The 26,274-nt window shown below is 71.5% G+C and carries 19 protein-coding genes and 1 pseudogene; 12 read left to right on the top strand and 8 right to left on the bottom strand.

All coding sequences use genetic code 11. From position 1 onward, the window contains the following. Nucleotides 1-89: 89 nt before the first annotated feature. Entirely contained in the window at nucleotides 90-806 is a 717-nt protein-coding gene (locus K7C20_RS02565) for a FadR/GntR family transcriptional regulator (protein ID WP_053210406.1), read from the top strand. A gap of 122 nt (nucleotides 807-928) precedes the next feature. Here the strand turns inward: K7C20_RS02565 and K7C20_RS02560 are convergent, their stop codons facing one another. From K7C20_RS02560 to K7C20_RS02550, 3 genes and pseudogenes are all read right to left on the bottom strand, one after another. Further along, entirely contained in the window at nucleotides 929-3,559 is a 2,631-nt protein-coding gene (locus tag K7C20_RS02560) for a helix-turn-helix transcriptional regulator (RefSeq protein ID WP_053210407.1), read from the bottom strand. 81 nt (nucleotides 3,560-3,640) lie between these two features. Continuing rightward, nucleotides 3,641-4,072: pseudogene (locus K7C20_RS02555) on the bottom strand (alcohol dehydrogenase catalytic domain-containing protein); the annotation flags it as partial. Nucleotides 4,073-4,177: 105 nt separating this feature from the next. Next, the gene (locus K7C20_RS02550; RefSeq protein ID WP_222892558.1) at nucleotides 4,178-5,356 is read right to left on the bottom strand and encodes a DUF3103 family protein; all 1,179 of its coding nucleotides are present in this window, start codon (nucleotides 5,354-5,356) and stop codon (nucleotides 4,178-4,180) included. Between the two features lie 478 nt (nucleotides 5,357-5,834). On the opposite strand from K7C20_RS02550, the gene K7C20_RS02545 reads away from it, so the two are divergent. After that, a complete protein-coding gene (locus K7C20_RS02545; RefSeq protein ID WP_048829492.1) occupies nucleotides 5,835-6,620 on the top strand; it encodes a lysozyme in 786 nt (261 codons plus the stop codon). 208 nt (nucleotides 6,621-6,828) lie between these two features. Here K7C20_RS02545 and K7C20_RS02540 read toward each other — a convergent pair whose 3' ends face one another. Further along, nucleotides 6,829-7,620, bottom strand: coding sequence for an SDR family NAD(P)-dependent oxidoreductase (locus K7C20_RS02540; protein WP_030081981.1), 792 nt, complete (start codon nucleotides 7,618-7,620; stop codon nucleotides 6,829-6,831). 221 nt (nucleotides 7,621-7,841) lie between these two features. On the opposite strand from K7C20_RS02540, the gene K7C20_RS02535 reads away from it, so the two are divergent. Both K7C20_RS02535 and K7C20_RS02530 read left to right on the top strand, forming a co-directional pair. Continuing rightward, nucleotides 7,842-8,414: a TetR/AcrR family transcriptional regulator gene (locus K7C20_RS02535; protein ID WP_030081973.1), complete on the top strand. Its 573-nt coding sequence runs from the start codon at nucleotides 7,842-7,844 to the stop codon at nucleotides 8,412-8,414. Nucleotides 8,415-8,631: 217 nt separating this feature from the next. Beyond that, nucleotides 8,632-9,546, top strand: coding sequence for a dienelactone hydrolase family protein (locus tag K7C20_RS02530; RefSeq protein WP_078953611.1), 915 nt, complete (start codon nucleotides 8,632-8,634; stop codon nucleotides 9,544-9,546). Between the two features lie 147 nt (nucleotides 9,547-9,693). On the opposite strand, the gene K7C20_RS02525 is transcribed toward K7C20_RS02530, so the two are convergent. Beyond that, a complete protein-coding gene (locus K7C20_RS02525; protein WP_048829504.1) occupies nucleotides 9,694-10,314 on the bottom strand; it encodes a TetR/AcrR family transcriptional regulator in 621 nt (206 codons plus the stop codon). A gap of 59 nt (nucleotides 10,315-10,373) precedes the next feature. After that, nucleotides 10,374-11,594, bottom strand: coding sequence for a cytochrome P450 (locus K7C20_RS02520; protein ID WP_030081969.1), 1,221 nt, complete (start codon nucleotides 11,592-11,594; stop codon nucleotides 10,374-10,376). Between the two features lie 269 nt (nucleotides 11,595-11,863). On the opposite strand from K7C20_RS02520, the gene K7C20_RS02515 reads away from it, so the two are divergent. Next, nucleotides 11,864-14,338 (top strand): SpoIIE family protein phosphatase, encoded by a 2,475-nt coding sequence (locus K7C20_RS02515; RefSeq protein WP_053210409.1) that lies wholly within the window; start codon nucleotides 11,864-11,866, stop codon nucleotides 14,336-14,338. A gap of 133 nt (nucleotides 14,339-14,471) precedes the next feature. After that, the gene (locus tag K7C20_RS02510; RefSeq protein WP_053210417.1) at nucleotides 14,472-16,643 is read left to right on the top strand and encodes a TerD family protein; all 2,172 of its coding nucleotides are present in this window, start codon (nucleotides 14,472-14,474) and stop codon (nucleotides 16,641-16,643) included. Between the two features lie 122 nt (nucleotides 16,644-16,765). Here K7C20_RS02510 and K7C20_RS02505 read toward each other — a convergent pair whose 3' ends face one another. Continuing rightward, a complete protein-coding gene (locus K7C20_RS02505; protein WP_209444036.1) occupies nucleotides 16,766-17,599 on the bottom strand; it encodes a hypothetical protein in 834 nt (277 codons plus the stop codon). Between the two features lie 162 nt (nucleotides 17,600-17,761). On the opposite strand from K7C20_RS02505, the gene K7C20_RS02500 reads away from it, so the two are divergent. After that, complete coding sequence (locus tag K7C20_RS02500) at nucleotides 17,762-19,054, top strand: condensation domain-containing protein (RefSeq protein WP_245171849.1); 1,293 nt, start codon at nucleotides 17,762-17,764, stop codon at nucleotides 19,052-19,054. Between the two features lie 19 nt (nucleotides 19,055-19,073). Here the strand turns inward: K7C20_RS02500 and K7C20_RS02495 are convergent, their stop codons facing one another. Then, a complete protein-coding gene (locus K7C20_RS02495; protein WP_063753959.1) occupies nucleotides 19,074-20,090 on the bottom strand; it encodes a helix-turn-helix domain-containing protein in 1,017 nt (338 codons plus the stop codon). 94 nt (nucleotides 20,091-20,184) lie between these two features. Between K7C20_RS02495 and K7C20_RS02490 the strand changes: the two genes are divergently transcribed. The 5 genes from K7C20_RS02490 (at nucleotide 20,185) to K7C20_RS02470 (ending at nucleotide 26,245) form a co-directional block, all read left to right on the top strand. Further along, nucleotides 20,185-21,474 carry an MFS transporter gene (locus K7C20_RS02490; RefSeq protein WP_245171851.1) on the top strand — a complete coding sequence of 430 codons (1,290 nt, stop codon included), beginning with the start codon at nucleotides 20,185-20,187 and terminating at the stop codon, nucleotides 21,472-21,474. Between the two features lie 635 nt (nucleotides 21,475-22,109). Continuing rightward, nucleotides 22,110-23,144 (top strand): TauD/TfdA family dioxygenase, encoded by a 1,035-nt coding sequence (locus K7C20_RS02485; RefSeq protein ID WP_030081951.1) that lies wholly within the window; start codon nucleotides 22,110-22,112, stop codon nucleotides 23,142-23,144. After that, nucleotides 23,141-24,958: a non-ribosomal peptide synthetase gene (locus K7C20_RS02480; RefSeq protein WP_048829490.1), complete on the top strand. Its 1,818-nt coding sequence runs from the start codon at nucleotides 23,141-23,143 to the stop codon at nucleotides 24,956-24,958. Before K7C20_RS02485 ends, K7C20_RS02480 begins: the two co-directional genes overlap by 4 nt. A 175-nt stretch (nucleotides 24,959-25,133) precedes the next feature. After that, a complete protein-coding gene (locus K7C20_RS02475) occupies nucleotides 25,134-25,910 on the top strand; it encodes a thioesterase II family protein (RefSeq protein WP_030081947.1) in 777 nt (258 codons plus the stop codon). A gap of 128 nt (nucleotides 25,911-26,038) precedes the next feature. Next, on the top strand, nucleotides 26,039-26,245 hold the full coding sequence (locus tag K7C20_RS02470) for an MbtH family protein (RefSeq protein ID WP_030081945.1): 207 nt from the start codon (nucleotides 26,039-26,041) through the stop codon (nucleotides 26,243-26,245). The last annotated feature ends 29 nt before the right edge of the window (nucleotides 26,246-26,274 follow it).

Here is a 26,274-nt window from a genome sequence, read left to right as displayed (position 1 = left end):
CGGGAGGCGGCCTTGTACGGTGGTGCGCGCACGGCACGGGCGGACGGCCGCTCGGGCGGCGCTAGTGGGGGAGAGCGGTGAGGGCGCCGGTGGAGGAACCGATCACCCGTGACACGACGGTCGACGCCTTGGAGCGCCGGCTGCGCGACGCGATCATCGACGGGCGGCACCCGGTGGGCGCACTGCTGCCGCCCGAGCGTGAACTCGCCGCCTCCTACGGGGTCAACCGCACCACACTCAAGCACGCGTTCGTCCGCCTGATGCAGTCCGGGCTGGTCGAGACCCGGCACGGCGTCGGTACCCGCGTGCGGGACTTCTGGCGGCTGGGCACGGCCGAGCTGCTGCCGGTCCTGGTGCTGCGCGACGACGCCTGGCTGGGTGAGATCTTCGAAGTGCGCCGCCAAGTGGGCGCGTTGCTCGGTGCTCTGGCCGCGCGCCGGGCCGGCCCGCCGCACATCGCGGAGCTGCGGCAGCAGGTCGCCGCGGTGCGCACCGGCAGCGACAGCGACCAAGTGCAGCTCGCCGACGCAGAGTTCCACCGCACGCTGGCCCGCGCCACCGGCAACCGCGTCTATCTGCTCATGACGAACACCCTGCTCGGCGGCTATCTTCCGGTGCGGCAGGCGCTCGCCCAGCCGTTCCAGGACGCCGAAGCCGCCGCGGACCGCCTCCACCCGGTGGCGGAGGCCGTGGCAGCGGGGGACGAGGACGCCGCCCGCCGGGCAGTCGAGGCCTACATGACGGACACCGAAGCGCTCATGCGTGCCCAGGGGGAAAAGCCGCCGGCGCGACGACGCCGCCGCTGAATCCACGCCCGGCGCCGGGCCGGCCCGCCCCGCCGGCCACCCGTACACCCGACGTCCCCGCCCGGTCCGACGCCCCCGCCCGGCCCGTCATGCGCAGGACGGAGCACCCGGGCCGTGCGGCCTCACACGGCGCTGCGCCGCGTCATCAGTACCCGTAGGTCCCGACGGTTCGCGGCGCCCACCTTCCGGTAGACCCGGTACAGATGGTTGTTGACCGTGCGCACCGACAGGCTCAGCCGCTCGGCCACCTCCTTGTCCGAGAGACCGCCCGCCGCGAGGCCGGCGATCAGTCTCTCCCGGTCAGACAGGAGCGCGGACCGACCGAGGAAGCGCAGGGGCGGGGTGTCCACCGGGCCGCAGCCGCGCAGCAGTTCCCGGGCCCTGGCCGTGGCGGCGGTGGCCGCCTTGGCGCCCCCGGCACGCTGGTGGAAGCGCGCGAGTTCGGCGTACGCCTCGGCCGCGAACAAGCCGGCCCCCATGTCCGCGAAGGCGCGCGCCACCCGCCCCATGAGCTTGGGCTCGCCCGACCGGCAGGCCTCCGCGTACGCCCACCGTGCCCGCAGGAACGCGCCCTCCAGGTGCAGATCGGCGGGGGCCCGCTCCGGGGCCGGCAGGGACAGCCGGGCGCACTCGTGCAGGCCGATGGCGGCGTCGGCGTGTGCCCCGTCCGCCAGCGCCCCCGCGACCGCGTCGTGCAACACCCGCCCGGCCGCGGCGGTGTCACCGCTCTCGTGGTGGCGCCGGGCCTGCACCACCGCCAGGAACATCGCGCAGTGCCCGGCATCCCCTGCCGTCAGCCCGTCGGGCAGCGGGTCGTCCGGCCGCCGGTCCGCCGGCAGGCAGCTCACCGCAAGCGCCGCGTGGATACCGGCCTTGACCTGCCACTGCCGCCACCCCACGCGGTAACTGGAGGTGAACGTGAAGTACTTCAGTGCGGCCTCGATGGTGCCCCGGTCGTGCAGCAGGTGCCCCAGGGCCAGACCACGCTGCGCATCGATGCGGACGTGGTGGCGCTGCACGGCCTGGGCGTACTCCCGCCAGTAGATCCGCTCCGCCTCGTCGAAGCGGCCGCAGTAGTGGAGCGCGGAGGCGTGCAGTTCCTCCAGGGAGTCGGCATGGAACTTCGTGGGCCCTCCCGGTGCGCGGTCCAACTCGGCGCGGAGCGCGGTGTACAGGGACAGCGCCTGCTCGGGCCGGCCCATGTGGCACAGCGAGCCCATCATGATCAGGCCCGCCTCCCACGCGTGTTCCGCCGGCCCGTTCCGGCGCAGGGCCCCCGCCAGCGCGCAGGCGTCGCTGAAGCGGCCCTGGAAATACCGGGAGGTCATCCGGAAGTAGGCCTGTTCGCCGGCCGGCAGCCGCGGCAGTAACCCGTCCAGCTCCTCGTACCGTGCCTGGAGCAGCATGCTGTGTGCCTCGGCCCGCTCCAGCGCACGGGCATACCCGGGGCCGCAGGCGCGCACCGTCGTGAGGAACGCCGCCAGCCGGGGGAAGTCGGCACTGGCCGTGAGAGCCCGTGCGTGCAGTTCGGCGGTGTCCGTGCCGGGATAGTGGCGCCACGCCGCCCGGGTCAGCCGTACCGCGCTCGGCAGCGCCAGGTCGCGCAGGCTCTGCTCGACCGCCCGGTCCAGCAGGGCCCGCGGCGGCGTCTCGTGGGCATCCAGGTGCCACTCGGCCAGACGCAGGCAGTCGTCGTCGGCCATCAGCGGAGTCAGCCCCTGATGGGCGGCGACCCAGTCCCGCAGCCGGCGACGGCGGCGCAGCGGCGGCAGGCCGCACGACATCGCGTACGACGCGAGCGGGTGGGCGATGCGCACCCGTGGTTCACCGGACGGGTCGGAGCTGCCGTCGACGACGCGCAACAGGTCCCTGCGCTCCAGCTCCTCCAGTTGTCCCGTGTCACAGAACTGCTCGACGGATGCCAGACGCGGACTGCCGGCCAGCGCCACCAGCTCCAGCACCGCACGGCTCGCCTCGTCGAGGTCCCGCAACTGCGGATCGACCAGCTCCAGCACGGAGGGCGGCATCGGAAGCCGGTCACCGGCGAAGTGCCAGCAGTCCTCCGACCGGACCAGGAGACCCTGTTCGACGGCCGCACGGGCCACCTCCCGCAGCAGACGGGGGCTGCCGCCGCACCACTGGGCCAGCCGGGCCGCACTGGTCTGCCCGAGCCCCCCTTCGAGCAACGAGTCCGTCAGTTCCTTCACGCCGGTGGCGTCCAGCGGCTGGAGGTCCATGCGCACCAGCGCCCGGTCGCTCCACAACGCCAGAAGTTCCGGCGGCAGCCCGTGTCCGTCGGTGGTCACCGAGACCAACAGTTTCCCCGCCGGATGCCGGGCAGCCTCGTGCAGCAGCGGCCACAGCTCCGGCCCCAGCAGATGCGCGTCGTCGACGCACAGCAGCCAGGAGTCGGCCGCGTCGCGCTCCGCAAGACGCGCGAGCTCGGCCGATGCCGCGGCCGTGGCGGGGGAGCGGTACGGGTCCGGACCGGGCCCCGAGACGGCGGCTTCGGCGGGCGGGTGCAGGCTGATCAGGCGTCGGCGTGGGGCGAGAGCCGGGGCCTCGTCCAGCAGGCGGGTCTTGCCGATGCCGGACGGCCCGGCGACCAAAATGCCGCGCGGGCCCCGCCGGGACAGCAACACCCGGCGGATCTGCTCCAGTTCACCGACCCGTCCGACGAAGGGGGAGCCGGTGGCGAGGACCGGCTGACGATCCGCCGCCGGCGGGAACGGGGAGAGCGGCATGGGTTCCATCGATTCCTGTGCGGGCGGCGGAAGGTGATCACCGGTCCCGGCCAGTCTCCGTGGCCGGTTCGCCACCGACCAGGGGAGCCGTTACTCAACTCGGCGCGCATACTCGCCGGCCGATCGCAGCCCGACCGTCCGCAGCCCCGGCCCGGCACTCCTACTCCGGCACCCCGGCCCCCGGCCCTCCTCCCTCGGCGCGAGGTTGGCGCGGGCGTGGCCGACCAGGAAGTACTCCGCCATGTTCCCGTCTCCCCGGGTGGTGAACCTGGCGGCACCCAGGATCACGCCGCCGCACTGCGATGTGAAGCCGCGTTGGCATGTCTCGCACTCGAAGCACGGCGTCACCCCGCTCACCGCCACCCGCTGCCCCACGTCCAGCCCGTCGACCGCCTCCCCCAGCGCGTGCACCACACCGACCGCCTCGTGCCCCAGCGTGACGTCGGGCGCGACGGTCATGGCACCCCTCTTCGTGTGCACATCGATGGTGCACACCATCGCGGCCGTCGTCCGCACCACCGCATCGTTCGGCCCAGGCCCGCCGCGTGAACGGCGGGCCTTCCTTGGGCGACGGCGGGCCTTCCCCGGGCGGTGGCGGTGGGCCCCGGGAGCCGACCGGGCCGCGGATCAGGTCTTCGGGATGAAGGCGTTGCTCAGCCCGATGGAGATGTTGCTCCCCCCGGAGGCGCCGAAGTACGTCAGGCCGGGGGCGCCGGAGTTCTGCGCCTTGGCGATGGCGCCATGGCTGACCGAGTACACCTGGTCCAGCTCGTCGGTGTCATCGGTCCACCACTTGTCCGGAATGGCGTCCATGATGGTGTTGGCGAGCGGGATGCCGGTGGTGCCGTAGCCGGTGACCGTCAGCAGCGCGTCGACGATCGCCTTGGTGAGGTCCTTGTAGTTGGTGCCGTCGTCCTCCTCCAGGAACACCAGGTCGGCGGAGTCGTAGCCGAAGTGACCCCAGTCGATCAGGTTCTGGTTCGGGTGGTAGTCGACGCCCGTCCAGTCGAGGTAGGGCAACTGGAGGGCCGGCTCGGCGAACGCCTTGTCGTTCTTGTCCCAGCCGCTGACGACCGCGAAGGCCTCGGCGCCGCCCTTCCAGAACGGCTCCTCGTTGCTCTTGTGCAGTTGGATGTTGTTGATGCGGGTGACGCTCTTGCCCTGCGGTGCGCCGGCCTTGCCGGCGGTGCCGCTCCCGGGCGCGGTGCCGTTTCCGGGCGCGGTGGCGCTCCCGGGCCAGGCGGCCTTGAAGCCGTCGCTCATCACCTTCGTGCCGGCCGCCACGATCCGGTCGCCGTCGGTGCCCACGATCAGCACCGGGACGTCCGCGGGCGCCGTGGCGCCGAGCTTCACCTCGGTGCCGTCGGGCCGGTAGGCGGTCAGCGAGGTGGCCTGCCGGTCGGAGGGCTCCGCGGCGATCAGCGGCTGTACGCCCTCGGCCAGCGCGGTCCGCGCCTGCGGATTGGCGAGCCGTACCTGCAGGACGTTGCCCGTCGAGGCGGGCAGTCCCTTGGCCGTGAGGATCGCGCTGTTGGACGACTGCACCGACGCACGGAAGCCACTGGCCGCCGAGCGGACCGGCAGCCGGTCCAGGCTCACCTCGTTCGCGGAGGTGAGCGTGCCGGCCATGACGTCCTTGACCTGGCCGGTGGCGTACGCCTCCCGCAGACTCCGCGCCGCCGCCTGCTTCGCGTGCTGCACGGCGTCCGCCCGTGTGGGCTGCGCCCCGGACGACGCGGTACGTGCCTCCGGCTGCGCCCACGCCCCCGAGGCGCCGCTCACCAGGCACACGGACGACGCGGCCACGGCCACCGCCGTCCTTATCAGTCCAGACCGGTACATGGTTTTCTCTCCATTGCTCGCGGCGGCGCGTTCGGATGCCGCGCCCGCCTCGGTCCACGTTTCGGCGCGGCAGCGGGACATCGCCGCCTTGTGGGCAGCGACCGCCCCGGACACATACCGCGTGTCGCGCGCCGAGGACCCATTAAGGCCATCCGCGGAGCACCTGTCGTGGGTATCCGCTACTCAACTGGCGTCAACTGGCCTTGGTGGCAAGGGAATCAGCCCAGCTCATGCGCACCCCGCGACCGGAGCCGCACATGATCGCCTCGCGGGCCTGGTGAACGGCGCACCACACCACCTATGTTCGCTCCTACTTCACGCGGCAAGGACGCAACCCAACGCTCCTTGTCGCAACGCCCTTGGCCGCCACGGCAGTTCCCCTCCCACGGGCGCCACCCCTCACTCCGGTCCCCCGGACCACACCACCGAAAGGCATCCCCACATGCCCCTGTCCCCACTTCGCCGGCCTCCCTGTCCCCTGCGCACGGCCCTGCTCACCACTCTCGCCGCCGTCACCCTCACGGCGACGCTCCTCACTGCTCCGCCGCCCGCACACGCAGTGGCGTCCGGCCACGGCACCGGATCCGCGGCCGGGGCCGAACAGGTCCCCGGGATGGACGTGAGCCGTTACCAGGGCACCGTCGACTGGCAGGGCGCATGGGACAACGGCGCCCGCTGGGCCTACGTCAAGGCCACCGAAGGGACGACGTTCCAGAGCCCGACCTTCCCGGAGCAGTTCCGGGGCGCCGGCGACGCAGGCCTGATCCGGGGCGCCTATCACTTCGCGCGCCCGGACCTCTCCGGCGCGGCAGAGCAGGCCACGCACTTCGTCGACCACGGCGGGGGCTGGACGGCGGACGGCAGGACACTGCCGCCCGCGCTCGACCTCGAACACAACCCGTACGGCCAGGACGCCTGTTACGGCCGTGGGCAGTCCGACATGGTGTCCTGGATCAGGGAGTTCAGCGATGCGGTAAAGGCACGCACCGGGCGCGCTCCCGCCCTCTACACCACCAGCGACTGGTGGACCCGTTGCACCGGCGGCGACACCAGTTTCGGCGGTACCCACCCGCTGTGGGTCGCCCGGTACGCCACGTCCCCCGGCACGCTGCCGGCCGGCTGGTCCGCTCACACCTTCTGGCAGTACGCCGACTCCGGTACGTTCCCCGGTGACCAGAACTGGTTCAACGGCTCCTACGACGAGCTGAAGGCCTTCGCCCGGGGGTGACGGGACCGCCCCTCCGGAGGCGGACCGCGCCGGAGCGACAAGCGTCCTCGACCGGGGCCAGGGCTCGGTCGAGCCCGAGTAGGACTACTCGTCCTCGACCGAGCCGCATGCCTCACCACGGCCAGGCATCAGCGCCGGGCCCTCTGGACGCGACGGGCAATTGTGGCGGTACGTCATGGCGGTCAGCCGTGGCGAACGGTCGCGCCGGTCACCGTTGGTGGCGCTGGGCCTGGGCGATCTGCTGGACGAGGGAGGCGGGCGAAGCTCTGCGCTGGGCAGCGGCCGCCAGGGTGGGGAAGAGCCCACCGATGGCGCTGCCCAGGCGCAGTTCGAGAGGTGCGACGTTGACTTCGGCACGGTTGCGTTCGATCGCGCTCACGGCGCCGGCCGCGACCTGTTCGGGGCTGACGGTCCGTATGCCGGCGGGTGGTACGGCGCCGGTGTCGGCGAACATCCCCGCCTCACGGACGAAGCCCGGCTGCACGATGGACACGCCTACGCCCGTGCCGTACAGATCCTGGCGCAGGCCATGGGCGAAGCCGCGCAGACCGAACTTCGCGGCGCTGTAGAGCGAGGTGCCGGGGGAGGACGTCCGGCCCGAGAGCGAGCCGATCATGACCAGGTGGCCGCGGCCGGCAGCCACCATGTGCGGGGCCAGGAGCCGGGACAGCAAGAGGGGCGCGCGCAGGTTCACGTCCAGCGACCGGTCGATCTGCCGGGGTGTGTAGTCGAGCAGGTGGCCACTGGAAGGCAGGGCGGCGTTGGCGACCAGGATGTCCACGGGCCCGGCCCGTTCGGCGAGATCCTCGACCGCCTCGCGGTCGCTGAGATCCGCGACCAGTGCACGGGCTCCCAAGGACGTTTCGAGTTGCTGGAGCACCTCGGCGCGTCGGCCGGTGACCACCAGGCGGGCACCTTTGGCCGCGAGCTTCTGGGCCAGGGCCGTGCCGATGCCTCCGCTGGCACCGGTAAGCAGAACGGTCGATCCCTTGATGTTCAACAAGTCGTCCTCCGTTACTGTTCGTTCGAACGAACAGTAACGGAGGACGGCGCTATCCGCGATGCCCGAGAGCAACTGCACGGTTCTCGGCGGCCGGGTGGCTGGGTGGCCGGGTGGCGGGGGGGGGGCGGAGAGCGGCCGGGGCGTCCTCCCGGCACCCGTCCGCCCCTGGTCACCACCGAGGTGGAGGACGTCCTGACCGGCCATGGGACGATGACGCCATGCCGAACACCTCCCAGGTCCGCGGACGCATCATCGCGGCCACGCTACGGATCATCGGCGACGACGGGATCGCCGCAGTCACCAACCGTCGCATCGCCAAGGAGGCCGGCGTCTCTCTCGGCTCCGTCACGTACCACTTCGCGACCCAACACGACCTGCTGCGCGAGAGCTTGCGTTCCTTCGTCGACCAGGAGACCTGTCGCTTCACCGACCTGGCCGCCCGCTACTGCGCGGACCGGACCACCACCCCGGAGCAGGCCGCCGCCCTGATCGGTGAGGTCGCCGCCGACACCGCCTTCGACAGCGAACACATCGCACCCTTCGAGCTCTACATCCAAGCCGGCCGAGACCCCCAGCTACGCGCTGCCGCGGCGGAATGCTTCGCCGCCTACGACCGTTTGGCCGCCTCTCTCCTGGGTGCGATCGGCACACCCGACGCCGAACGCCTGGCCGGCCCCACCGTCGCCCTCATCATCGGCCTGCAACTGCGCCGCCTGGCCACCGGCACCAGTACCGGCGACCTCGTCGATGCCCTGCTCCTGCTCGCGGGCGCTCCGCAGCAGGCGACTTGAGCGGCGACCGCGACGCGGTGACGAAAGGAGCGGCCGATGCGCCGACCGAGCCCGGCGGCGTGGCCGGCCCTGACCGTCGCCGCTTCGTGCCTGCTGGGGATCCAACCGCTGGGTAGTCTCGCGCTGAACCGCACCGGCGGAGGCGGGCGAGATGCTCCGGCCGGAGAGCAGCATGTGACCAACTCCGAGCAGTGACCGACCAGGACGGTGGTAATCCATGCCCGATCACGACTTGACCGGCTTCGACCGTGGCACGTTCACCCACGACGGCAGTACCCGCCGGATTCTGCGGCGTGGCACGGGGCCCGCGGTCATCGTGATGGCGGAAATACCGGGCATCACGCCCAAGGTGCTTCAGTTCGCGGAGCGGGTGGCCGCCATCGGCTGCACCGCCGTGCTCCCGGTGCTCTTCGGTACGCCCGGCCGCAACGCCGACCCCGCAGACGGAGGCGTGCTGAAGTCCGGTCTCTACACGGCCTCATCGATGTGGAAGGTCTGCGTGAGCCGGGAGTTCACCGTGCTGGCCACCGGGAAGTCCTCGCCCGTGGTGACCTGGCTGCGGGCTCTGGCCGCGCAGGAGCACCAGCGCTGCGGCGGGCCCGGCGTCGGGGCCGTCGGCATGTGTCTCACCGGCGGCTTCGCCCTGGCGATGGCCGCCGATGAGAGACTTCTCGCCCCCGTCCTGTCCCAGCCGTCCCTGCCACTGGCACTCACCAAGAGCCGGGCCGGCGGTATCGACATTTCCGCCGAAGACCTCGCCGCCGTCCGGGGCCGCTGCGAGCGTGACGGGCTTCAGGTCATGGGGTTGCGGTTCCGCGGGGACCGGTTGGTACCGGGCGACCGGTTCGCCTTTCTGCGCCGCGAACTCGGCGCCGCTTTCACCGCGGTCGAACTGGACGACTCCACCGCGAACCCCCATGCCGCGCTGCCGCCGCACTCCGTACTGACCGAGCACCTCATCGACGAACCCGGCCAGCCGACCCGCGCGGCGCTGGACGAGGTGCTCGGCCTCTTCCGTACACGCTTGCTCGATCAGCACCACGACACCCCCGACGCCCACGACGCCCCCGACGCCCACGACGCCCACGACGGAGCGTCGGACGGCCTGGATGGCTCAACCCAGGTGTCCTGAACGCCAGTTGAGGGAACGCCAGACCAACCAAGTGCTACGGCCACTGACGACGCATTTCGGCCGCCGCGACCGCTCGCCCCCGGGCGCCGGCCGGGGCCGTGAAACCCCGTCCGGAGCCGTGGCACTTCTCTCCACCCACGGTGGCTCTCAGGGCCCGGTGTTCTCCAGGTGGTCGTGAGGAGCGGTGACAGGGGCGGTGAGCAGCCCGACGATCGCGTCGGTGAGTGCGTCGGCGGTGCGCTCCCATGAGGAGTGCAGCGGCGCGCCGCCCTCCGCCAGGGCGCGTTCGCGCTCCGCGCAGGTGTGGGTGATCAGATGACGGGCCATGTCCCCGCGTTCGGCCCGTACTTGGGCCGACAGCGTGTGGAGACAGCGGCCCAGACCGTCGAGGGTCTGCCGCAGATGCGTCCGTACCAGGGCCTCGTCGGTGACGATCGCGCGCATCAGCGGGTCGGTCATGACCTGGACGGCGAAGCGGGCATGCCAGGACGGGATGCCGAGCGAGCCCAGATGCGCCGGTACGGGGCGCACCAGAGCGCCGACCCAGTCCCGGATGTCGTGGCTGTCGCCGATCTCGTCCAGGTACCGCTGCCGGATCCGGTCGACGGCCTCGCCGTGCTTGACCATGATGGCGCGCACCAGGCCGGGCTTGCCGCCGAAGTGATAACTCACGGCGGTGACATTGCCCTGCCCCGCCGCCTCGCCGATCTGACGGCTCGACACGGCGGACAGTCCGTGCTCGGCGAAGAGCCGCTCCGCGGACGACATGATCGCCTCACGGGTCTCCGCGAGACGGTCGGCCCTGGCGGTCCTGCCGCTGCCGCCGCTCACCACATCACCGGCAGTTCGCGCAGCGGGGTGGTCAGCAGCCCCTCGTGACGGCGCAGGTCCTCGGCGGCGACGCCGAGACGGAGGGTGGGCAGCCGGCGCAGCAGGACGGTGAGCACGGCCTGCAACTCGGTACGGGCCAGTGGCTGGCCCAGGCAGGAGTGCGGACCCGTACCGAAGGTGAGGTGCGGATTGGGGCTACGGCCCAGGTCCATGTCGTCCGCGCCCTCCCAGGCGCTCTCGTCGCGGTTGGCCGCGGCCATGCTGCACACCACCGTGGTGCCACGGGGCACCACGCCGCCGGGAAGCTCGGTGTCCTCGTGGACGTACCGGAGCATGCCGAAGCCGGCGCCGTTCGGGTCGAACCGGAGCACCTCCTCCACCGCTCGGCGGATCAGCGAACGGTCGGCCGGCAGCCGCTCCCAGCGCCGACGGTCGGCCAGCAGATGCGCCACCATCATGGCGATGAAGCCCGCACTGGTCTCATGGCCTGCGAGCAGCAGCGCCTGCCCGGTGGCCACCAGCCCGGCTTCCGACATGGGCTCGCCCTCGGCATCGGCGCCGTCCATGAGAAGGCTGAGAAGGTCGTCTCCCGGCTGTGCGCGCTTGTCGGCGATCAGGCCGGACATGTACCCGGCGAAGTCCTGATGCGCGGCCTCCGTCTCGGCCCGTGTGTACCGGGTCATGTTCAAGAAGGTGTCGGACCAGCTCTTGAACTTGTCCCGGTCGCTCTCCGGCACGCCGAGCATGCGGCAGATCACGAACACCGGAAGGGGAAACGCCAGGTGCGTGACCAGGTCCGCCGGCCGGCCGCGTTCCACCATCTCGTCGATGAGCTGGTCGGCCATCGCCTCCATGGCCGGCCGCAGCGCCGACATCCGCTTCGCCGTGAACCACTTGCCGACCATGCGCCGCCACCGCTCGTGGCCCTCGGCGTTGAGCGCCTTCGCCATCGGGCTGCTGAAGATGCCTTCCGAGTCACCGGCCGCCACGCGGGCGGCGTCGGGCGAGGCCAGCCCCTCGCGGCTCAGGCGCGGATCGGCGAGCGCTGCTTTGACGTCGCGGTAGCGAGTCAGCAGCGCGGCCTCGTCACCGCTCGGCAAGGTCACCCGCGCCACCGGGCATGTCCGTCGCAGCTCAGCCCACTGCCCCGGTGGCTCCAGCGCCGTCGGAGGGGTGATCGGGTAGCTCAACGACTCCGCGTCCCGGACTTCAGTCACGTGCGGCCTCCAGGGCTCAGCGATGCGGGCTGTGTCGTACCGCAGTCAAACGAATCCGCTGTTGTAAGTCAATCGACTGACTTACGGATTCAGGGCAGTGCAGCGATCAATGCGTCGGCCGGGCGTGCTCCGGGGCGGAGGCCGGTGGGGGCCGGTGGTGGCCGGAGGTTGCCGGCCTTGACCGCTCGGCCGCGGCGGCTTCCGGTCACCATGCCGTCACACCGGGTTGTCGGCGGGCCGACGGGCCCGGCACTGCGCACACTGGGAACATGGGCGGGTTGTCCGTGGACGCGACGGCGGAGCGCGAGGACATGCTGGCGGCGGCCGTCGTCAAGGCCGTGGAGGCGTCGGGCGCGTACGCCGGGAGCATTTTTCTCCGCTCCCGCGACCGCCGTTCGATCGTGCTCGCCGCGAGCTGTGGTGCGCCACCGTCTCTGCTGGGCGGCTGGCGCCGTATTGCGGTCAGCAGTCCGATTCCGGTCGCCGCGGCGTTCCGCTCCGGACGCACGATCCACCTGGCCGGCGCGGACGAGACGGCGCGCCGGTATCCCCAGCTCGCGGTGGCTTTGCCGTACGCGTTCGGCTCCTGCTCCGTGCCGGTGGGCGCGGGCGGGGAGACGTTCGGGGCGCTGGCGGTCGTATGGGCGGCGCCCCACGGCAGTGACAAGCTGCCCAAGAGCCGGCGCCGTCAGTTGCGGGCCATCGCCAACCGGCTCGGCGCCTCCCTGGCGGCCCTCCGGGCCCGCACGGGCGATCCGCTCGACTGCGACCCGCAGGCGGTCCCCGTCGAGACCCCGGCTCCCTCCGCCCCCTCGGTGCGGGCCGGCTTGTTCGACTGGGACCTTCTCACCGGCACCCTCACCGGGGACGACGAACTCTGCGCGATCTTCGGTATCGACCCCGGAGTCTTCGACGACCGGGCGGAGACGCTCGCGTCCCGCCTCCATCCCGGCGACCGCGCCGCCTTCCGGGCCGTGGCGCGCGTGGCAGCCGCCGAAGGCCGGTGCACGGCGCGGTCCCTGCGCATACGGGAGGGGGAGGGCGGCGAGCGGTACAGCACCGTGGAGTTGTGGGGCCGTGTCCCGAAGAGGGGAGAAGAGCGGGCGGGTCGCCATCTGGTCGGTGTGGTCATCGACGCGCGAGCCGGCCGTGCGGCTGCCGTGGCTGTCGACCGGCTGCGGGACGGGCTGTTCTCCCTGGCCCCGGACGGGCGGGTCGCCTACGCCAACCGCAGCCTGGGGCGACTGCTCGGCGTAGGGGGCGAGGCCCTGCTCGGGCAGTGTCTGTGGGACGTCCTGCCGTGGCTGGCAGACCCCGCCTTCGAGGACCGGTACCGGTCCGTGATGATCTCGCAGACGCCGGCTTCCTTCCTTGCCTGCCGCCCGCCCGACCAGTGGCTCGCCTTCTCCCTCCATCCGGGCGCGGACGGCGTGACCGGCCGGGCCGTCCCCGTCGGGCAGCCTCCCTCGGCCCAGGCGCCGCAGGCCGCGGTGGCCGCGCCGACACCTGTGGCCGCCACACCGGCGCGCCTGGGCGTCATGTACCACGTCTTGCAGTTGGGCAGCGCGCTGACCGAGGCGGTCACCGCTCGCGAAGTCTGCGAAGTCGTCGCCGACCAGCTCCTCCCGGCCTTCGGCGGCCAGCAGCTGGCCCTCTACGTGGTCCGTGACGGCTCGATGCACCTGATCTTCCACACCGGCCACCACGAGGGCTTCCTCGACTGGCTGGAGGGCATGCCGCTGCACGCCCACCTGCCCGGCACGGAGACCCTGACCTCCGGTGTTCCGCTGTTCATCGAGTCGCAGCAGGACCTCTCCCAGGGCTATCCGGGCATCCCCGTGGGCGAGGTGAGCTCCTGGGCGTACCTGCCGCTGATCGCCTCCAGCCGTCCCGTCGGCACCTGCGTTCTCGGTTTCGACGAGGCCCATCAGTTCACGACCAAGGACCGCGGCGTCCTGACCGCGCTCGCCGGACTGATCGCCCAGGCCCTGGAACGAGCACGGCTCTACGACGAGGAGTTCGCCCTCGCCCGCGGCCTCCAACGGGCCCTGCTGCCGCACCGGCTGCCCGTCCTCCGCGACTTCCGCACCACCGCCCGCTACCTGCCCGGCACCAGCGGGATGGACATGGGCGGCGACTGGTACGACGTCATCCGCACCGCCGACGGCGTGTCCCTGGTCATCGGAGACGTCGAGGGACACAGTATCCCCGCCGCGGCCACCATGGCCCAACTGCGCAGCGCCGTACGGGCCTTCGCGGCGGTCGGCCACTCGCCCGGCAACGTACTGGCAGGCGTCAATCACACCCTCATCGACCTCGATGCCGGGCTCCTCGCCAGCTGCTGCTACCTCCACCTCGATCCCGGCGGCCACCGCGCGTACGCCGTCCGCGCCGGTCACCCGCCGCCGCTGCTCCGCCACCCCGACGGGACCACCGAGGTGCTCGACCTGGAGGTCGGTCCCCTTCTCGGCGTGGACCACAGCAGCGCCTATCCGCAGACCCCGGTCGACCTCCCGCCCGGATCCGTCCTCGCCCTCTACACCGACGGTCTGGTCGAGGAACGCGGCACCGACATCGACGTGGGCATCGACCGGCTGCGGACGTCCATGGCCCACACCCGTGCCGACTCCCTGGACGACCTCGCCGACCGGCTCCTGCGTCACGCCCGGCGATCCTCCCACCGTGCCGACGACATCGCCCTGCTCCTCACCGAGGCCAAGGACGGTGACGCAGAGGCCTGTTGACCGGCCGAGGGGCACTCGGCCGGCTGGCCCCGCCGTTCCGTGCGCCGTCGGACGCACCCCGGTCGTGAACGGCACGGGGCCGCCGCCCGAAACCCGTATGCGCCGGCCCCTGTGGTTCTGGGATCATGCCGGAATGGGACACAGTCTCGAATCACTGGTTATCCGGCACACCCACCGCCTCCCCTTCCCCGCAGGACCCGCAGGGGACGGCGGCGTCGCGGCGCGGCAGTTCGACGGCGCCCTGATGCCGGTGGGCTTCAAACTCTCGGCGGACCTGCTGGAGCGTCTGTCGGGGCTGTCCGACGAGACGGTCGTCGACATCGCGGTGCGCACGCTGCGTACTGTCCGCGAAATGACCGGGGACCACGTCCAGCACAACGTCTACTTCATCGACTTCCCGGCCAACGTGCCCGACACGTTCGCCTTCTGGATGCAGTGCATCGTCGAGGCACTGGCCGAGGACGCCTCCCGTGAACGGACGGTTTCCCAGCTCCGGAGCGGTGTGGTCGACCTGCTCACCCTGCCGTCCTACGGCAACTACCGCCACACCTATGCCGAAATGCTCGCCGCCCACGACGAACTGATCGCGGCAGCGGGCGACCGTATGGCCGTGCTGCATCTGGGCGGCCCTCTGGACGACGAGGTCACGGCCCTGTACCTCGCCCTGGCCGGAAGCACCACCCCGCTGGGCGGTGACGACCTGGACGACCTGCGGGTGCTCGCCGGACACTGCGTGCACGGTCCGCAGCCCGAGGCGATCCCGGTCCGCGAGAACCGCGCCCTGATCAACCAAGCCCGCCTGGGCGTCGGCGCGGACCTCCTGGTGGACACCGTCACCGATGTGCTCCGCCTGGCCTGTGCGCTGTCGGACGGCGACGTGACCCTGCAGGAACCTACCCGCTTCAGGGCCCTCTCGCGCCCGGTGCGCCGTGCCCTGCTCGCGGCGCTCGACGGGGTTGTCGCCACGGCCCCCGCCAAGCTCGCCGACGTGCAGGCGCACCGCGAGCCGTTCAAGCGTCTCGGTGAACGTCTCCACCCGCACGAGTACCCGCGATGGCCGCACGCCGCCGCGGTGTTCGCCGTGGCCCGGGGCGAGCGGCAGGCCCGCTCCTTCGACAGCCGCGTCGAGGAGCTGCTCGGGATGCACGACGTCACCGGAGCGGTGGAACTCCTGAGGTCCGCGCCCGGCAAACTGTTCCGCGCCCTGGACCGGCTGCTGCGTATGGCCCTCACCGAGGAGGAGCGCGACGCCGTCGTGGCCGCTGCCGAGCAGGTCGCCCCACGGGTCTCGGGCCGGGTCGTCCTGTCGGTTCGCGAACACCTCCACAACCGTCCCGAGGAGACCGGCGAGCGCCGCGTCTTCGTCAACCGCCTCGGCCGCGCCTGGGTCGCCCCGGACGACCGGCCGCCCGTGCTGCCCGAAGGACGCAAGCGGCTGATCTCCGCTCTGGACGCCGAAATCAGCCGCCGCCTGCCCGCCCCGGACCAGCTGCTGATCGACCCCGACGTCCTCGATGTCGCGCTTCCCCTCAGCGGCAAGGCGGCCGCGTCCGGTCTCGGTGTGCTGCCCCGCGGCTCGGTCTCGCCGGTCGACGGCGAACTGCTGCGCTTCTTCGTCCACTGGAAGCAGGCACAGCGGACCACGGACTACGACCTGTCGGCGCTGATGCTCGACGCCGACTACTCGACCCTCTCCTGGCTGTCCTACACCGCCCTGACGGAAGTCGAAGGCGAGCACTCCGGCGACATCACGGAGGCGCCCGCGGGCGCCTCGGAGTTCATCAACCTGCGCATGGGCGCTGTCCGCGGCACTTTCATCGTCCCGCAGGTGAACATCTTCTCGGGGGAGGGCTTCGAAGACGTCGAGGAGTCGTTCTTCGGCTTCATGCTGCGCGACGCCGCCCAGCAGGGCCGCCCGTTCGAACCGCGCACCGTACGGCTGAAGTCGGAGCTGCGTGGCCCTGGCAGGGTGGCACTGCCGCTGGCGTTCCTGCGGGGGAGCGACGGCCGCTGGCGCGCCAAGTGGCTGCACCTGTACCTCAAGGGGTCCCCGAAGGCCAACCGGGTCGAGGGAAACCAGGTATCGGTCGCCACGCTGCTGCGCGGCATCGTCGAGCGCGACTACCTCACGGTCCGGTACCTCGTCGACCTGATGGCCGGCGGCACCACGACCGTGACGCCGTGGGACGGCAAGAGTCTCCCGGAGGGCCCGGTCACCTACCTAGGCATGGAACGCCCGGAGGGTCTGCATCCGGATTCCCGGGTCCTCACGCCCGAAAACCTGCGCGACCTGATCCCTGCCTGACTGTTATCGTTCATCGTGGCGAGGCCATGAAGGGGCTTCCTTCTCACACTCCTTGAACTAGTCCCTTCGCTTTCCTCGCCCTCGACGTTGCCTCGGGACGCGCCGGCCGAACGTACACGCCGTCAGCGCGTCCCGGGCGTGACCATCCGGCGGAAGCCTCGTATCAGCCGCTGTACGGGTCCGGGCCCGGGGCTGGACTCCCAGGCCCTCGGGGCGAGGTAGTGATTCGTGTGGCCCGCCTCAAGAACCGCGCACAGCGCGGAGAGGTGTTCGGTGCCGGGCGGAAGGGCCAGCCGCCGCAACAGAGCAAGTGCCGCACGCGGTTCGAGGTCTCCGTAAAGATCGTGGTAGCTGTGCAGGATGCCCTGGAACAGCGCGGTGTGGAGCGCAGGGACCGCTGCCGCCGTACGGTACGCAGAGTGTTTGACCGGCCAGGGCACGGGGCCGGAGGCTGCGAGAACGCGCTGAGCGCGACGGAACAGCGGGCCCTCGACGGCTTCCGAGGGCAGAGGACGGGCAGACAGCTCCGCAAAGTCGTTGCCCAGCACCTCGGCAAAGGCCGCTTCCGCCGTGGCCCGGTCCTCGAACCAGTCGACCCAGAGCGAGTAGGTCACCGCCTCGGGCGCTTCGACAGCCTCCAGCCGTTGCCGGTAGCCGTCCCAGAACGCCTCGGCCGGCAGCGGGTCCTGTTCTTCGTCGTCCTTCAGCGCGAAGCCGATCTCGCTCGTCACCCAGTACTCCTCCAGCAAGTCCAGCAGGCCGAAGGCGAGGCGCAGCCGGGTGGCCGCATCGAGGCCGGGGTCGTGCAGCGCGGCGCTCGTCCAGGTGTGCGCCACCTCGTTCGGTGTCAGTGCTGTCTCAGGCGCTCCGCGCTCGGCCCATACTCCGTCGCCGACCTGCGTCACGCCTTGCGTTTCCAGCCAGCGGCGAGCGTGTTCCGCGTCCTCGATGTTCACCACCCGAGTATGCGCCCATGTTCATCGGCGCGGAGCGGGAGGCGCCGCGCCCCCTCGGGTCCACGACTGGCGCAGACACCACCCCCGGCACGGCCTGTGCCGTGCCCGGCGCGGCTGCCAGGCTGGGCGGACAACGGTTCCCTAGACCTCTGGAGCGGAAACGTGCAATCCCCTTTGACCGCGGGGCAGCTGGAGATCTGGATATCGCAGGTGCTCGAACCGGGCAGTCCGGTCTACAACGTGGGTGACTACTACGAAATCACCGGCGCCGTCGACGCGAAGCTCCTCGAAGCCGCCGCCCGCACCGCCGTGGACGAAGCGGGATCGCTCGGCGCACGGTTCCTCGTCGCCACTGACGGCACGCCCTACCAGGAACTGGCGCCCGCGGAATGGTCCTTCGAGGTCCTCGACATGAGTGAGCGGCCCGACCCCGACGCGGAGGCGGTGGCCTGGATGCGCGCCGAGATGGCCCGCCCGGTCGACCTGACCTGTGGTTCTCTGCTGGCCGGTGCCCTGATCAAGGTATCGGGGGACCGCCACTTGTGGTACCGCCGCTTCCACCACATCATCACGGACGGCCATGGAACTGCCGCCGTTGCCCGCAGGACCGCCGCCCTCTACCACTCGATGCACACCGGTGCCCCCTGCGAACCCAACCCCTTCGCGCCGGTCACGGCCGCCGTCGAGCACGACCGCGCCTACCGGGCCGGCCGACTGTATGCGGCCGACCGGGAATTCTGGGAGAAGGTCGCGCTCGACTGGCCGGCCACCGGCCGGCTCCGGGCGGACGCTCCGCCCGCACCCGTCACCTTGCAGTACAGCCACCATCTGCCACGGCAGGTGGTCGACGCCGCCCGAGCCCGGAGCGAGCGGCTGGAGGTGTCCACCGCGCGCTTCCTGATCACCGCCGCCGCCCTCTATCTGTGGCAGGTCACCGGCGCCGACGAGGTGACCTTCGGCTGCTCCGCGACGAGCCGGCCCACCCGCCTGCTGCGCAATGTCGTCGCCCCGATGGCGAACCTCCTGCCGTTCCGGGTGCCCGTGGAGCCGGAGCGGTCGGTGACCGACACCTTCCGGCGGACGGATCGCCAGATCGGGCAGGCGCTGCGCCATCACCGATACCGCTACGAGGAGTTCCGGCGCACGCTCGCCGCGGCCCCGGAGCACCACGGCGTCGGACCGGTGGTCAATATCGTCAACTTCGACCGCGATCTGCGCTTCGGACCGGCCACCGGCGTGGTGCGCACCCTCGTCACCGGGCCCATCCCGGACCTCGGCCTGTACTTCGACGTGCACTCCGAGCACGCCGGCACCAGCGTGTGCGTGGAAGCGAACCCCGTCAACTACTCGGCGGAGGAAGCCGCCCGGCACGCCGAGGGCCTCGGCGGGCTCGTACGCGAACTGGCCGGTGTGGATCCGGGCCTCCCCGTACGAGCCCTGGGCCGGCTCCGGTGACGTGCGGGCGCCCCCCGGCTCACTCCCCGTCCCGCGCGACGGCGTGCAGCCGCCCGAGCACATATCCGGCCTGGAACCGGCTCTTCGCGCCGACCGCCTTCATGATTTCCGAGGCGTGGCGCTGACAGCTGCGTACGGACATCCCCAGGCGCCGCGCGATCGACTTGTCCTCCAGCCCCTCCGACAGCATGGCGACGATCGACTCCTGGATCTCGCCGGAGATCCGGACGGCAGCGGCCGAGTCGAAACTGACCGGGAAGAGCGAGGCATCGCGCCACAGACAGTCGAAGAACACCCGAATGTAGTGGACGACATGCGGCTCACGCACCAGCAGGGCCGCCTCCGGGTCGTCCCGCAGCCCCAGCAGGGCCACGCGGTGGTCGAAGACCAGCAGCCGGCACAGGCCGTCGGTCCGCGTCCGTACCTCCGCTCCGAGGTGCATGACGCGCCGGACGTGGTCAACCGTCGGCTGGTCGTAGCGGGCGGGATGCTGGTAGAGGGTGCGCATCTGCACGCCGCGCGCAAGCATCCGCCGGTCCCGCTCATCCGCCTCCTGGAGCGCGCGGGCGGAACGGGCGCCGCCCGGCTGGGCGGTGAGCACCTCCTGCCGGGCGCCGATCGTCAACTCCTCGATGGTCTCCTGGACGGTCCTCAGGTCGGTGAGCAGCTCGATCGGCTCGGCGTCCGAACGACGCGCCCGCCCCGACTCGTAGGCAGGGAGCAGCGAGGCGAACGTCTCCCGGAGCCGCTCGATCTCCTCATAGCGCTCCCGCACATGGCGCTCCAAGGGACGCAGCAACCGGTCTGCGGCGGTCCGGGGCGGCACCACGGTCAACCGGCCGGCCTCTCCTTCGGCGCGGCAGAGTAATCGCATTTCCACGAGTTCTTTCACCGCTCGTTCCGCGTCCGCACTGTCGAGTCCCATGGCGGTGAGTTCCTCGATGCCGCATACGGCGCGCTGCGCGGCGTAGCCGAATACGCGCGACGCTTCCTCGCTCAGCTCAATTCGTCCCAGTGGTTCTGACGTATTCATCATCCCTCAGCCCCATCAGAGATATCCCCCGATCGGAAGGCACGCTAGACATGCTTGATCAACAGCCAGTCAACATGGAGCAGACGGGCACCTCCCCGTGCCGGTGAAGAACGGGGGCCGGACGGCACGCAGCGCGGGCGGCGGACTGTTACGCCGCCACCGGGACTTCCGGCAGCTGTGGTACGGGGAGACCGCGGGCAAGTTCGGAGTGTCCGTCACGGGTGTGCTGCTGCCGCTGGCCGCCGTCTCCGTGCTGCATGCCGGAACCTTCGCGGTGAGCCTGCTCAACGCTGCGACCTGGCTGCCCTGGCTCGTCATCGGGCTGCCCGCCGGAGTCTGGGTGGACCGGCTGCGCCGCCGCACGGTCATGCTGGTCTGCGACGCCGTCTCGTGCGCCCTGTTCCTGAGCGTGCCGGTCGCCGCCTGGTTCGGTGTGCTCGGCATCGGCCAACTGCTGCTGGTCGCCCTGCTGGTGGGATCGGCGGCCGTCTTCTTCCAGACGGCGTACACCGCCTACCTCCCCACCCTGCTCAGCGCCCCGGACCAGGCCGAGGGGAACGCGAAGCTGCACGGAAGCGCCGCCGCGGCGCAGATCGCCGGTGTGGGATCCGGAGGTCTGATCGCGCAGGCCGCCGGTGCGGTCGACGGCATGCTGACGAACGCGGCGACCTTCCTCATCTCCTTCCTGTGCATAGGCCGCATCCGGCACCGTGAGCCGCCGGCTGCGGCCTCCTGGTCAGGACGCCGCGCGCCGCTGCTCGGGGACGTACGGGAGGGGGTGCGGCTGGTCGCGCGTGACCCGTATCTGCGCAGCCTCACTCTCTTCGGAGGCGCCTCGAACCTCGCCCTGGGGGGCTGCCAGGCCCTGCTCGTCGTCTTCCTGGTGCGGGACATCGGTCTGTGCTCCGGTGCGGTGGGGGCGCTGGTGGGCCTCGGCGGCGCGGGGGGTGTCCTGGGCGCGCTGCTGGTGCGCCGGGGCGCGGCCCGGCTCGGCACCGCTCGGGCCCTGCTGCTGTTCGAGCTGGGTGTGCCCGCCCTCGCCCCGCTGATGGCGCTCACCCGTGACGGCGCCGGACTGGCGTTCTTCGTCATCGGCTACGGAGCTGCCGCGCTCGGCGTGGTCGCGGGGAACATCATCAAGGCAGGCTTCATCCAGGGGTATTGCCCCTCCGGTGTGCTCGGCCGGGTGACTGCCTGCTCGGCGTTCCTCAATTACGGAACCCTGCCGCTGGGCGCGCTCCTCGCAGGTGGCCTCGGCACGCTGTGGGGGGTGCGGCCGACGATGTGGCTGCTGACCGCAGGCATGCCGCTGGCGGCGTTGATCCTGTTGTGGTCCCCGATCCGCTCCCGCCGCGACCTGCCCGTGCGCGAGGCCGAACCGAGCTGACCGGCCGACGGCCGTGGCCCTCGTGCGCGCTCCGCCGGCTCGTCCCCCGCCCGTCCGCGCCGTGCCGACGGGCACCGGCCGCTCCGGACCCGCAACCACGGATGCCCCTTTTGTCCCCTCTCCTTTATGCGACAGGCATGAACACCCTCCCCGAACACTCTTGGTGCACGCCTTTCCCGATGACAACGTGAGGCGCGTCGGCACGGCCGGAATTGCGACCGGCACCCGGAGCCGGAGCAATTCCGTGGCGCATTTCGGCAGAACGTTCTGTGCGCAGTGCGCAGTGCGCGGAACGGACCCGGCCGGGTGCGGTGAACCGGGTCGGGTGCGGTGAACCGAGCCCGGGTGCGATGAACCGAGTCGAGTCCGGTGCACCGTGCCGCGTCCGGTGAACCGAGCCGAGTCCGGTGCCGATCCGGCGTACCGCACCGTTTCGACGTACCGCGCCGATTCCCCCGCGGAACCGTCCGCCCCTTCCGAACGACGTGAAAGGAACGCCATGTTCCCGCTCTCCGGCCCCGCGCAGGACAGGCCCCAGCCGTCCGAGATCCGGCACGACACCGGATGGGGGTGACCTCCCCCGATCAGTGTCCGAGGACAACCGTCAGCAACGACACGAGAGGCAGCGCACAACCATGAGCTCTTCCCGGTCCGCCACCGCGGGACCCCCCGCCTGGACCCTCGAACCCGGTAAGCCGGCGATGGCACACGTCCCCCGCTTCGCCGACGCCGCCGAAGCAGCTGAGTGGCTCGGTTCGGTCCACGCGGAGCTGCGCACGGCACTGCACCGGCACGGTGCGGTATACCTGCGGGGCCTCCCGGTCCGTGACGTCGAGGACTTCGCGAAGGTACGCGACGTCCTGGTGCCCCGCCGCACTCCCTACCGTGAGAAGGCCACCCCCCGCAGCAGCTACGGGAACGACGTCTACTCCTCCACCGACCTCCCGCCCAACCAGCCGATCCGTATGCACAACGAGAACAGCTACACACTGACCTTCCCCGGTCTGCTGCTGTTCTCCTGCCTGACGGCACCGGAGGAGGGCGGCGCGACACCGGTCGCCGACTGCCGCGAAGTGCTCCGCCGGATACCCTCCCCGCTCGTCGAGCGGATGCGCTCGGCCGGCTGGCTGCTGACCCGCAACTACTCCGAGCACATCTCCCTGGACTGGCGCACCGCCTTCGCCGCCGACACCCGCGAGCGGACCGAGAAGTATTGCGCGGACAACCTCATCTCCTGCGAATGGGACGCCTCGGGCGGACTGCGGACGCGGCAACTGCGACCCGGGATCATCCGTCATCCGCAGACGGGGGAGGAGGTCTGGTTCAACCACATGGCTTTCTGGAACTCCTGGTCGCTGGACGAGGAGATCCGGGAGGCGCTGCTCGACGAATTCGGGCCGGACGGGCTGCCCTTCGAGACCGGCCTCGGCGACGGCGTGCCGCTGACCCGCGACGAACTCGACGCCATCAACGCCGCCTACGAGGGTGCGACGGTGCGCGAGACCTGGCAGCCGGGCGATGTGCTGCTCGTCGACAACGTGCTGGCCACCCATGGCCGCGACCCCTTCCGCGGCGACCGCCGCATCGTCGTCGCGATGGGCGAACCCGTCGACCTCGCGGGCTGCCGGCCCACGGTGCCGCCCGCCCCCGGAGAGGAGCGCGCAGCATGACCGAGCTCCTCGAAGGCCCCCGCCACACCGCACCGGACCACACCGTCGATCTGCTGACCCGCTTCCAGCAGGCCGTCGCGGCGGCCCCGGACCGGATCGCGGTCAGCCATCATGGTGCGCTCACCTTCGCCGAACTCGACCGGCACACCGCCCGGTTGGCGGGAGTGCTGGCCGGTCACGGTGCCGTGCCCGGCAGGCGGATCGGGATCAGCCTGCCCCGGGGCACCGACCTCGTCGTCGCACTGCTCGCCGTCTGGCGGACCGGCGCCGCCTACGTACCGCTCGACCCCGCCTATCCGCCGGAACGCCTGCACGCGATGGTGCGCGACGCGGGCATCGACGTGGTGCTGACAGGTGGCAGCGACGGCCCGGCGTGGCCGGAAGGAGTCCGCACCCTTCCGGTCGCACCCCACCCGGATACCCCGGAGCACACTCCGCCACCGCCCGTACCGGTCTCCGCTCAGACCCCGGCGTACGTCATCTACACCTCCGGCTCCACGGGCGTACCGAAGGGCGTCGAAACCACCCGGGGCGCGGTGGCGGCACTGGTCGCCGGGCTGGAGGAGGCGGGTCTCTACGACCGGCGGCACCGGGTCGTCGCCTGGAACGCCAGCGTCTCCTTCGACGCCTCGGTCCAGCAGTGGGCCCGGGTGTGCCGGGGCGACACCGTGGTCGTCCTGGGCGAGGCGGAGCGCACCGATCCGGCCCTGCTGCGGGCAGTCCTGGACGAGCACGGGGTGCACGACCTCGACCTGACCCCCTCGCACTGGCCGCTGCTCCGCGAGGACCTGCTCGGACGCTCCACCGAGGGACGGCCGCTCCGGCTGTTCATGGGCGGCGAGCCGGTACCGGAGGGCACCTGGCGGGAGCTGGCGGCCGCACACGACGCCCGGCGTCTCGAAGCGGTCAATCTCTACGGCCCCACCGAGTGCACGGTGGACGTCACCGCTGCCTGGATCGAGGACGTCGCTCCGCACATCGGACGTCCCCTGCCGGGAGTACGGTGCCATGTCCTCGACGCCGCGCTGCGGCCGGTGCCGTTCGGCGAGGAGGGCGAGCTCTACCTCGCCGGACGGCAGCTGGCCGTCGGCTATGTGAACCGGCCCGCGCTCACCGCCACGCGGTTCGTCGCCGACCCGTTCGCCGCCGACGGCACGCGGATGTACCGCACCGGAGACCTGGTGCGCCGACGCCCCGACAACTCCCTCGAATACCGGGGACGCAGCGACCGTCAGGTCAAACTCCGTGGGTACCGTGTGGAGTTGGGCGACATCGAGGCCGCGCTGACCGCCCATCCGGGCGTGGCGGCGGCCGTGGTCGCACTGCACAGCGGCACGGCCGCCGGCGAACAGCTCGCCGCGTACTACGTTGCGGCGACAGGTGCCGCGGGCGATACGCCTGCCACCGGCACACCCACTCCCGGGACGCTCCGCGCGCATCTGGCCGCCGTCCTGCCGCAGTTCATGCTCCCGACCGCCTACCTCGCGCTCGACGCGATGCCGCTGACCGTGAACGGCAAGGTCGACCTCGCCGCCCTGCCCGCGCCCGAACCGGCCTCGGCGGCCCTGGACAGCGCTCCGGAGGGCGAGGCCGAGACGCTGATAGCGGCCGTATGGTCCGAGGTCCTCGGCCGTGAGCACATCAGGGCCGACGACGACTTCTTCGCCATGGGCGGCCATTCGCTGATCGCGCTGCGTGTCGTGGCCCGGCTGAAGAAGCAGCTGGGGGTCGCCATGTCGGCCCGTGAGGTCTACCGCCATCCGCGGCTCAGGGACCTGGCGCGGCACGTCGAGAGCCTGCGCACCGGCCGCTGACGGGCCGGCATCCCCCTCCCGCGGCCACCGCGAACCTCTGCGCCACCGTCACCGCGTCGCCTGCGCGGATACCGCGATCCGTCACCACAGAGACGTCACAGAGACGCCACAGAGACGCCGAAGAGACACCGACGAGACATCGAAGAGACACCACACAGACAGGGAGACGACCACGATGGCCGGACCTCAGGACACCACCGTCATCCCGATCAAACCACCGGACCGCCACACCGTCCGCACGCTCCTCTGCCTGGGCTTCTGCGGCGGCGGCACCGGGCCGTACCACTCCTGGAGCGACAGCCTGCCCGCCGAGGTGGCCCTCTCCGCCATCTGCTACCCCGGCCGGGAGGGGCGCTTCCTGGAGCCGTACGCGGCCGACTGGGAGGAACTCGCCGCGGACGCCACCACCGCCGTGCTCTCCGCGGTCGACGGGCCGTACGTCCTGTTCGGCCACAGCATGGGCGGATGGATGGCCTTCGACGTCGCGGCCCGGATCGAGGATGCGGCCGGCCCGGCACCGGAGGCGCTGGTCGTCTCCTCGTGCAACGCGCCCGACCGCGGACTGACTCCACGGGACATGTTCCCCGCGCGCCAGGACACCGACGCCGAGCTGCTGGACTGGATGCGCACCAACGGCCTGATGCCCGAACACGTGCTGGCGGACCCGGGACTCCAGGAGATGGCCGTGGAGCTCATGCGTGCGGACATCCGGGTCCGTGACACTTTCCGCTGTCGGCCGGGGGCCACGGTGGGCGTCCCCGTCCAGATGCTCTCCGCGACGGACGACGACGTCATCGAGCCGGACGCAGGAAACCAGTGGCGCCGGGTCGCGCGGTGTGCGTACCGCCACGATGTGCTGCCCGGCGGGCACTTCTACACCCCGGGGATCTGGCGGCAGCTGCCGGTTCACATCGCTCCGCTCACCGCACCGGCCTCACACGCCGCAGTCTGAGCCCGCCGGACGGGGCCCGCCCGCTCCGCCCCACACCGCTCCGCCCCACGCGGCTCCATCCCGCACCGCCCCATCGCGCGCACCCCTCCGTCCCACACCGCTCCGTGCCACCTGAAAGGACCTTCCCCGTGACGCACACGCACCCCTTCGAAGACGTCGACGGCAGCTATCTCGTCCTGGTCAACCAGCACCACCAGCACTCCCTCTGGCCGTCGCACCTGGCACCTCCGCAGGGCTGGACGGTGACCCGGGGCGCGGACGGATATCAGGCCTGCCTCGACCACATCGAGGAGCACTGGCGCGATCTGACGCCGCAGCCCGCCACCGGCAACTGACCCATCTCCGTCTCCAAGGGAGGAGCACC

This window comes from Streptomyces decoyicus, from assembly GCF_019880305.1.
Lineage (GTDB): Bacteria > Actinomycetota > Actinomycetes > Streptomycetales > Streptomycetaceae > Streptomyces > Streptomyces decoyicus.
Note: the sequence above shows the minus strand (reverse complement) of the source record. Positions and strands in the feature narration are given on the sequence as shown.

Coding starts and splice junctions, on each gene's coding strand:
- K7C20_RS02560 (WP_053210407.1), bottom strand. CDS start 3,559: ATGGAACCCATGCCGCTCTCCCCGTTCCCGCCGGCGGCGGATCGTCAG.
- K7C20_RS02545 (WP_048829492.1), top strand. CDS start 5,835: ATGCCCCTGTCCCCACTTCGCCGGCCTCCCTGTCCCCTGCGCACGGCC.
- K7C20_RS02535 (WP_030081973.1), top strand. CDS start 7,842: ATGCCGAACACCTCCCAGGTCCGCGGACGCATCATCGCGGCCACGCTA.
- K7C20_RS02530 (WP_078953611.1), top strand. CDS start 8,632: ATGCCCGATCACGACTTGACCGGCTTCGACCGTGGCACGTTCACCCAC.
- K7C20_RS02525 (WP_048829504.1), bottom strand. CDS start 10,314: ATGTCGTCCGCGGAGCGGCTCTTCGCCGAGCACGGACTGTCCGCCGTG.
- K7C20_RS02515 (WP_053210409.1), top strand. CDS start 11,864: ATGGGCGGGTTGTCCGTGGACGCGACGGCGGAGCGCGAGGACATGCTG.
- K7C20_RS02510 (WP_053210417.1), top strand. CDS start 14,472: ATGGGACACAGTCTCGAATCACTGGTTATCCGGCACACCCACCGCCTC.
- K7C20_RS02495 (WP_063753959.1), bottom strand. CDS start 20,090: ATGATGAATACGTCAGAACCACTGGGACGAATTGAGCTGAGCGAGGAA.
- K7C20_RS02485 (WP_030081951.1), top strand. CDS start 22,110: ATGAGCTCTTCCCGGTCCGCCACCGCGGGACCCCCCGCCTGGACCCTC.
- K7C20_RS02480 (WP_048829490.1), top strand. CDS start 23,141: ATGACCGAGCTCCTCGAAGGCCCCCGCCACACCGCACCGGACCACACC.
- K7C20_RS02475 (WP_030081947.1), top strand. CDS start 25,134: ATGGCCGGACCTCAGGACACCACCGTCATCCCGATCAAACCACCGGAC.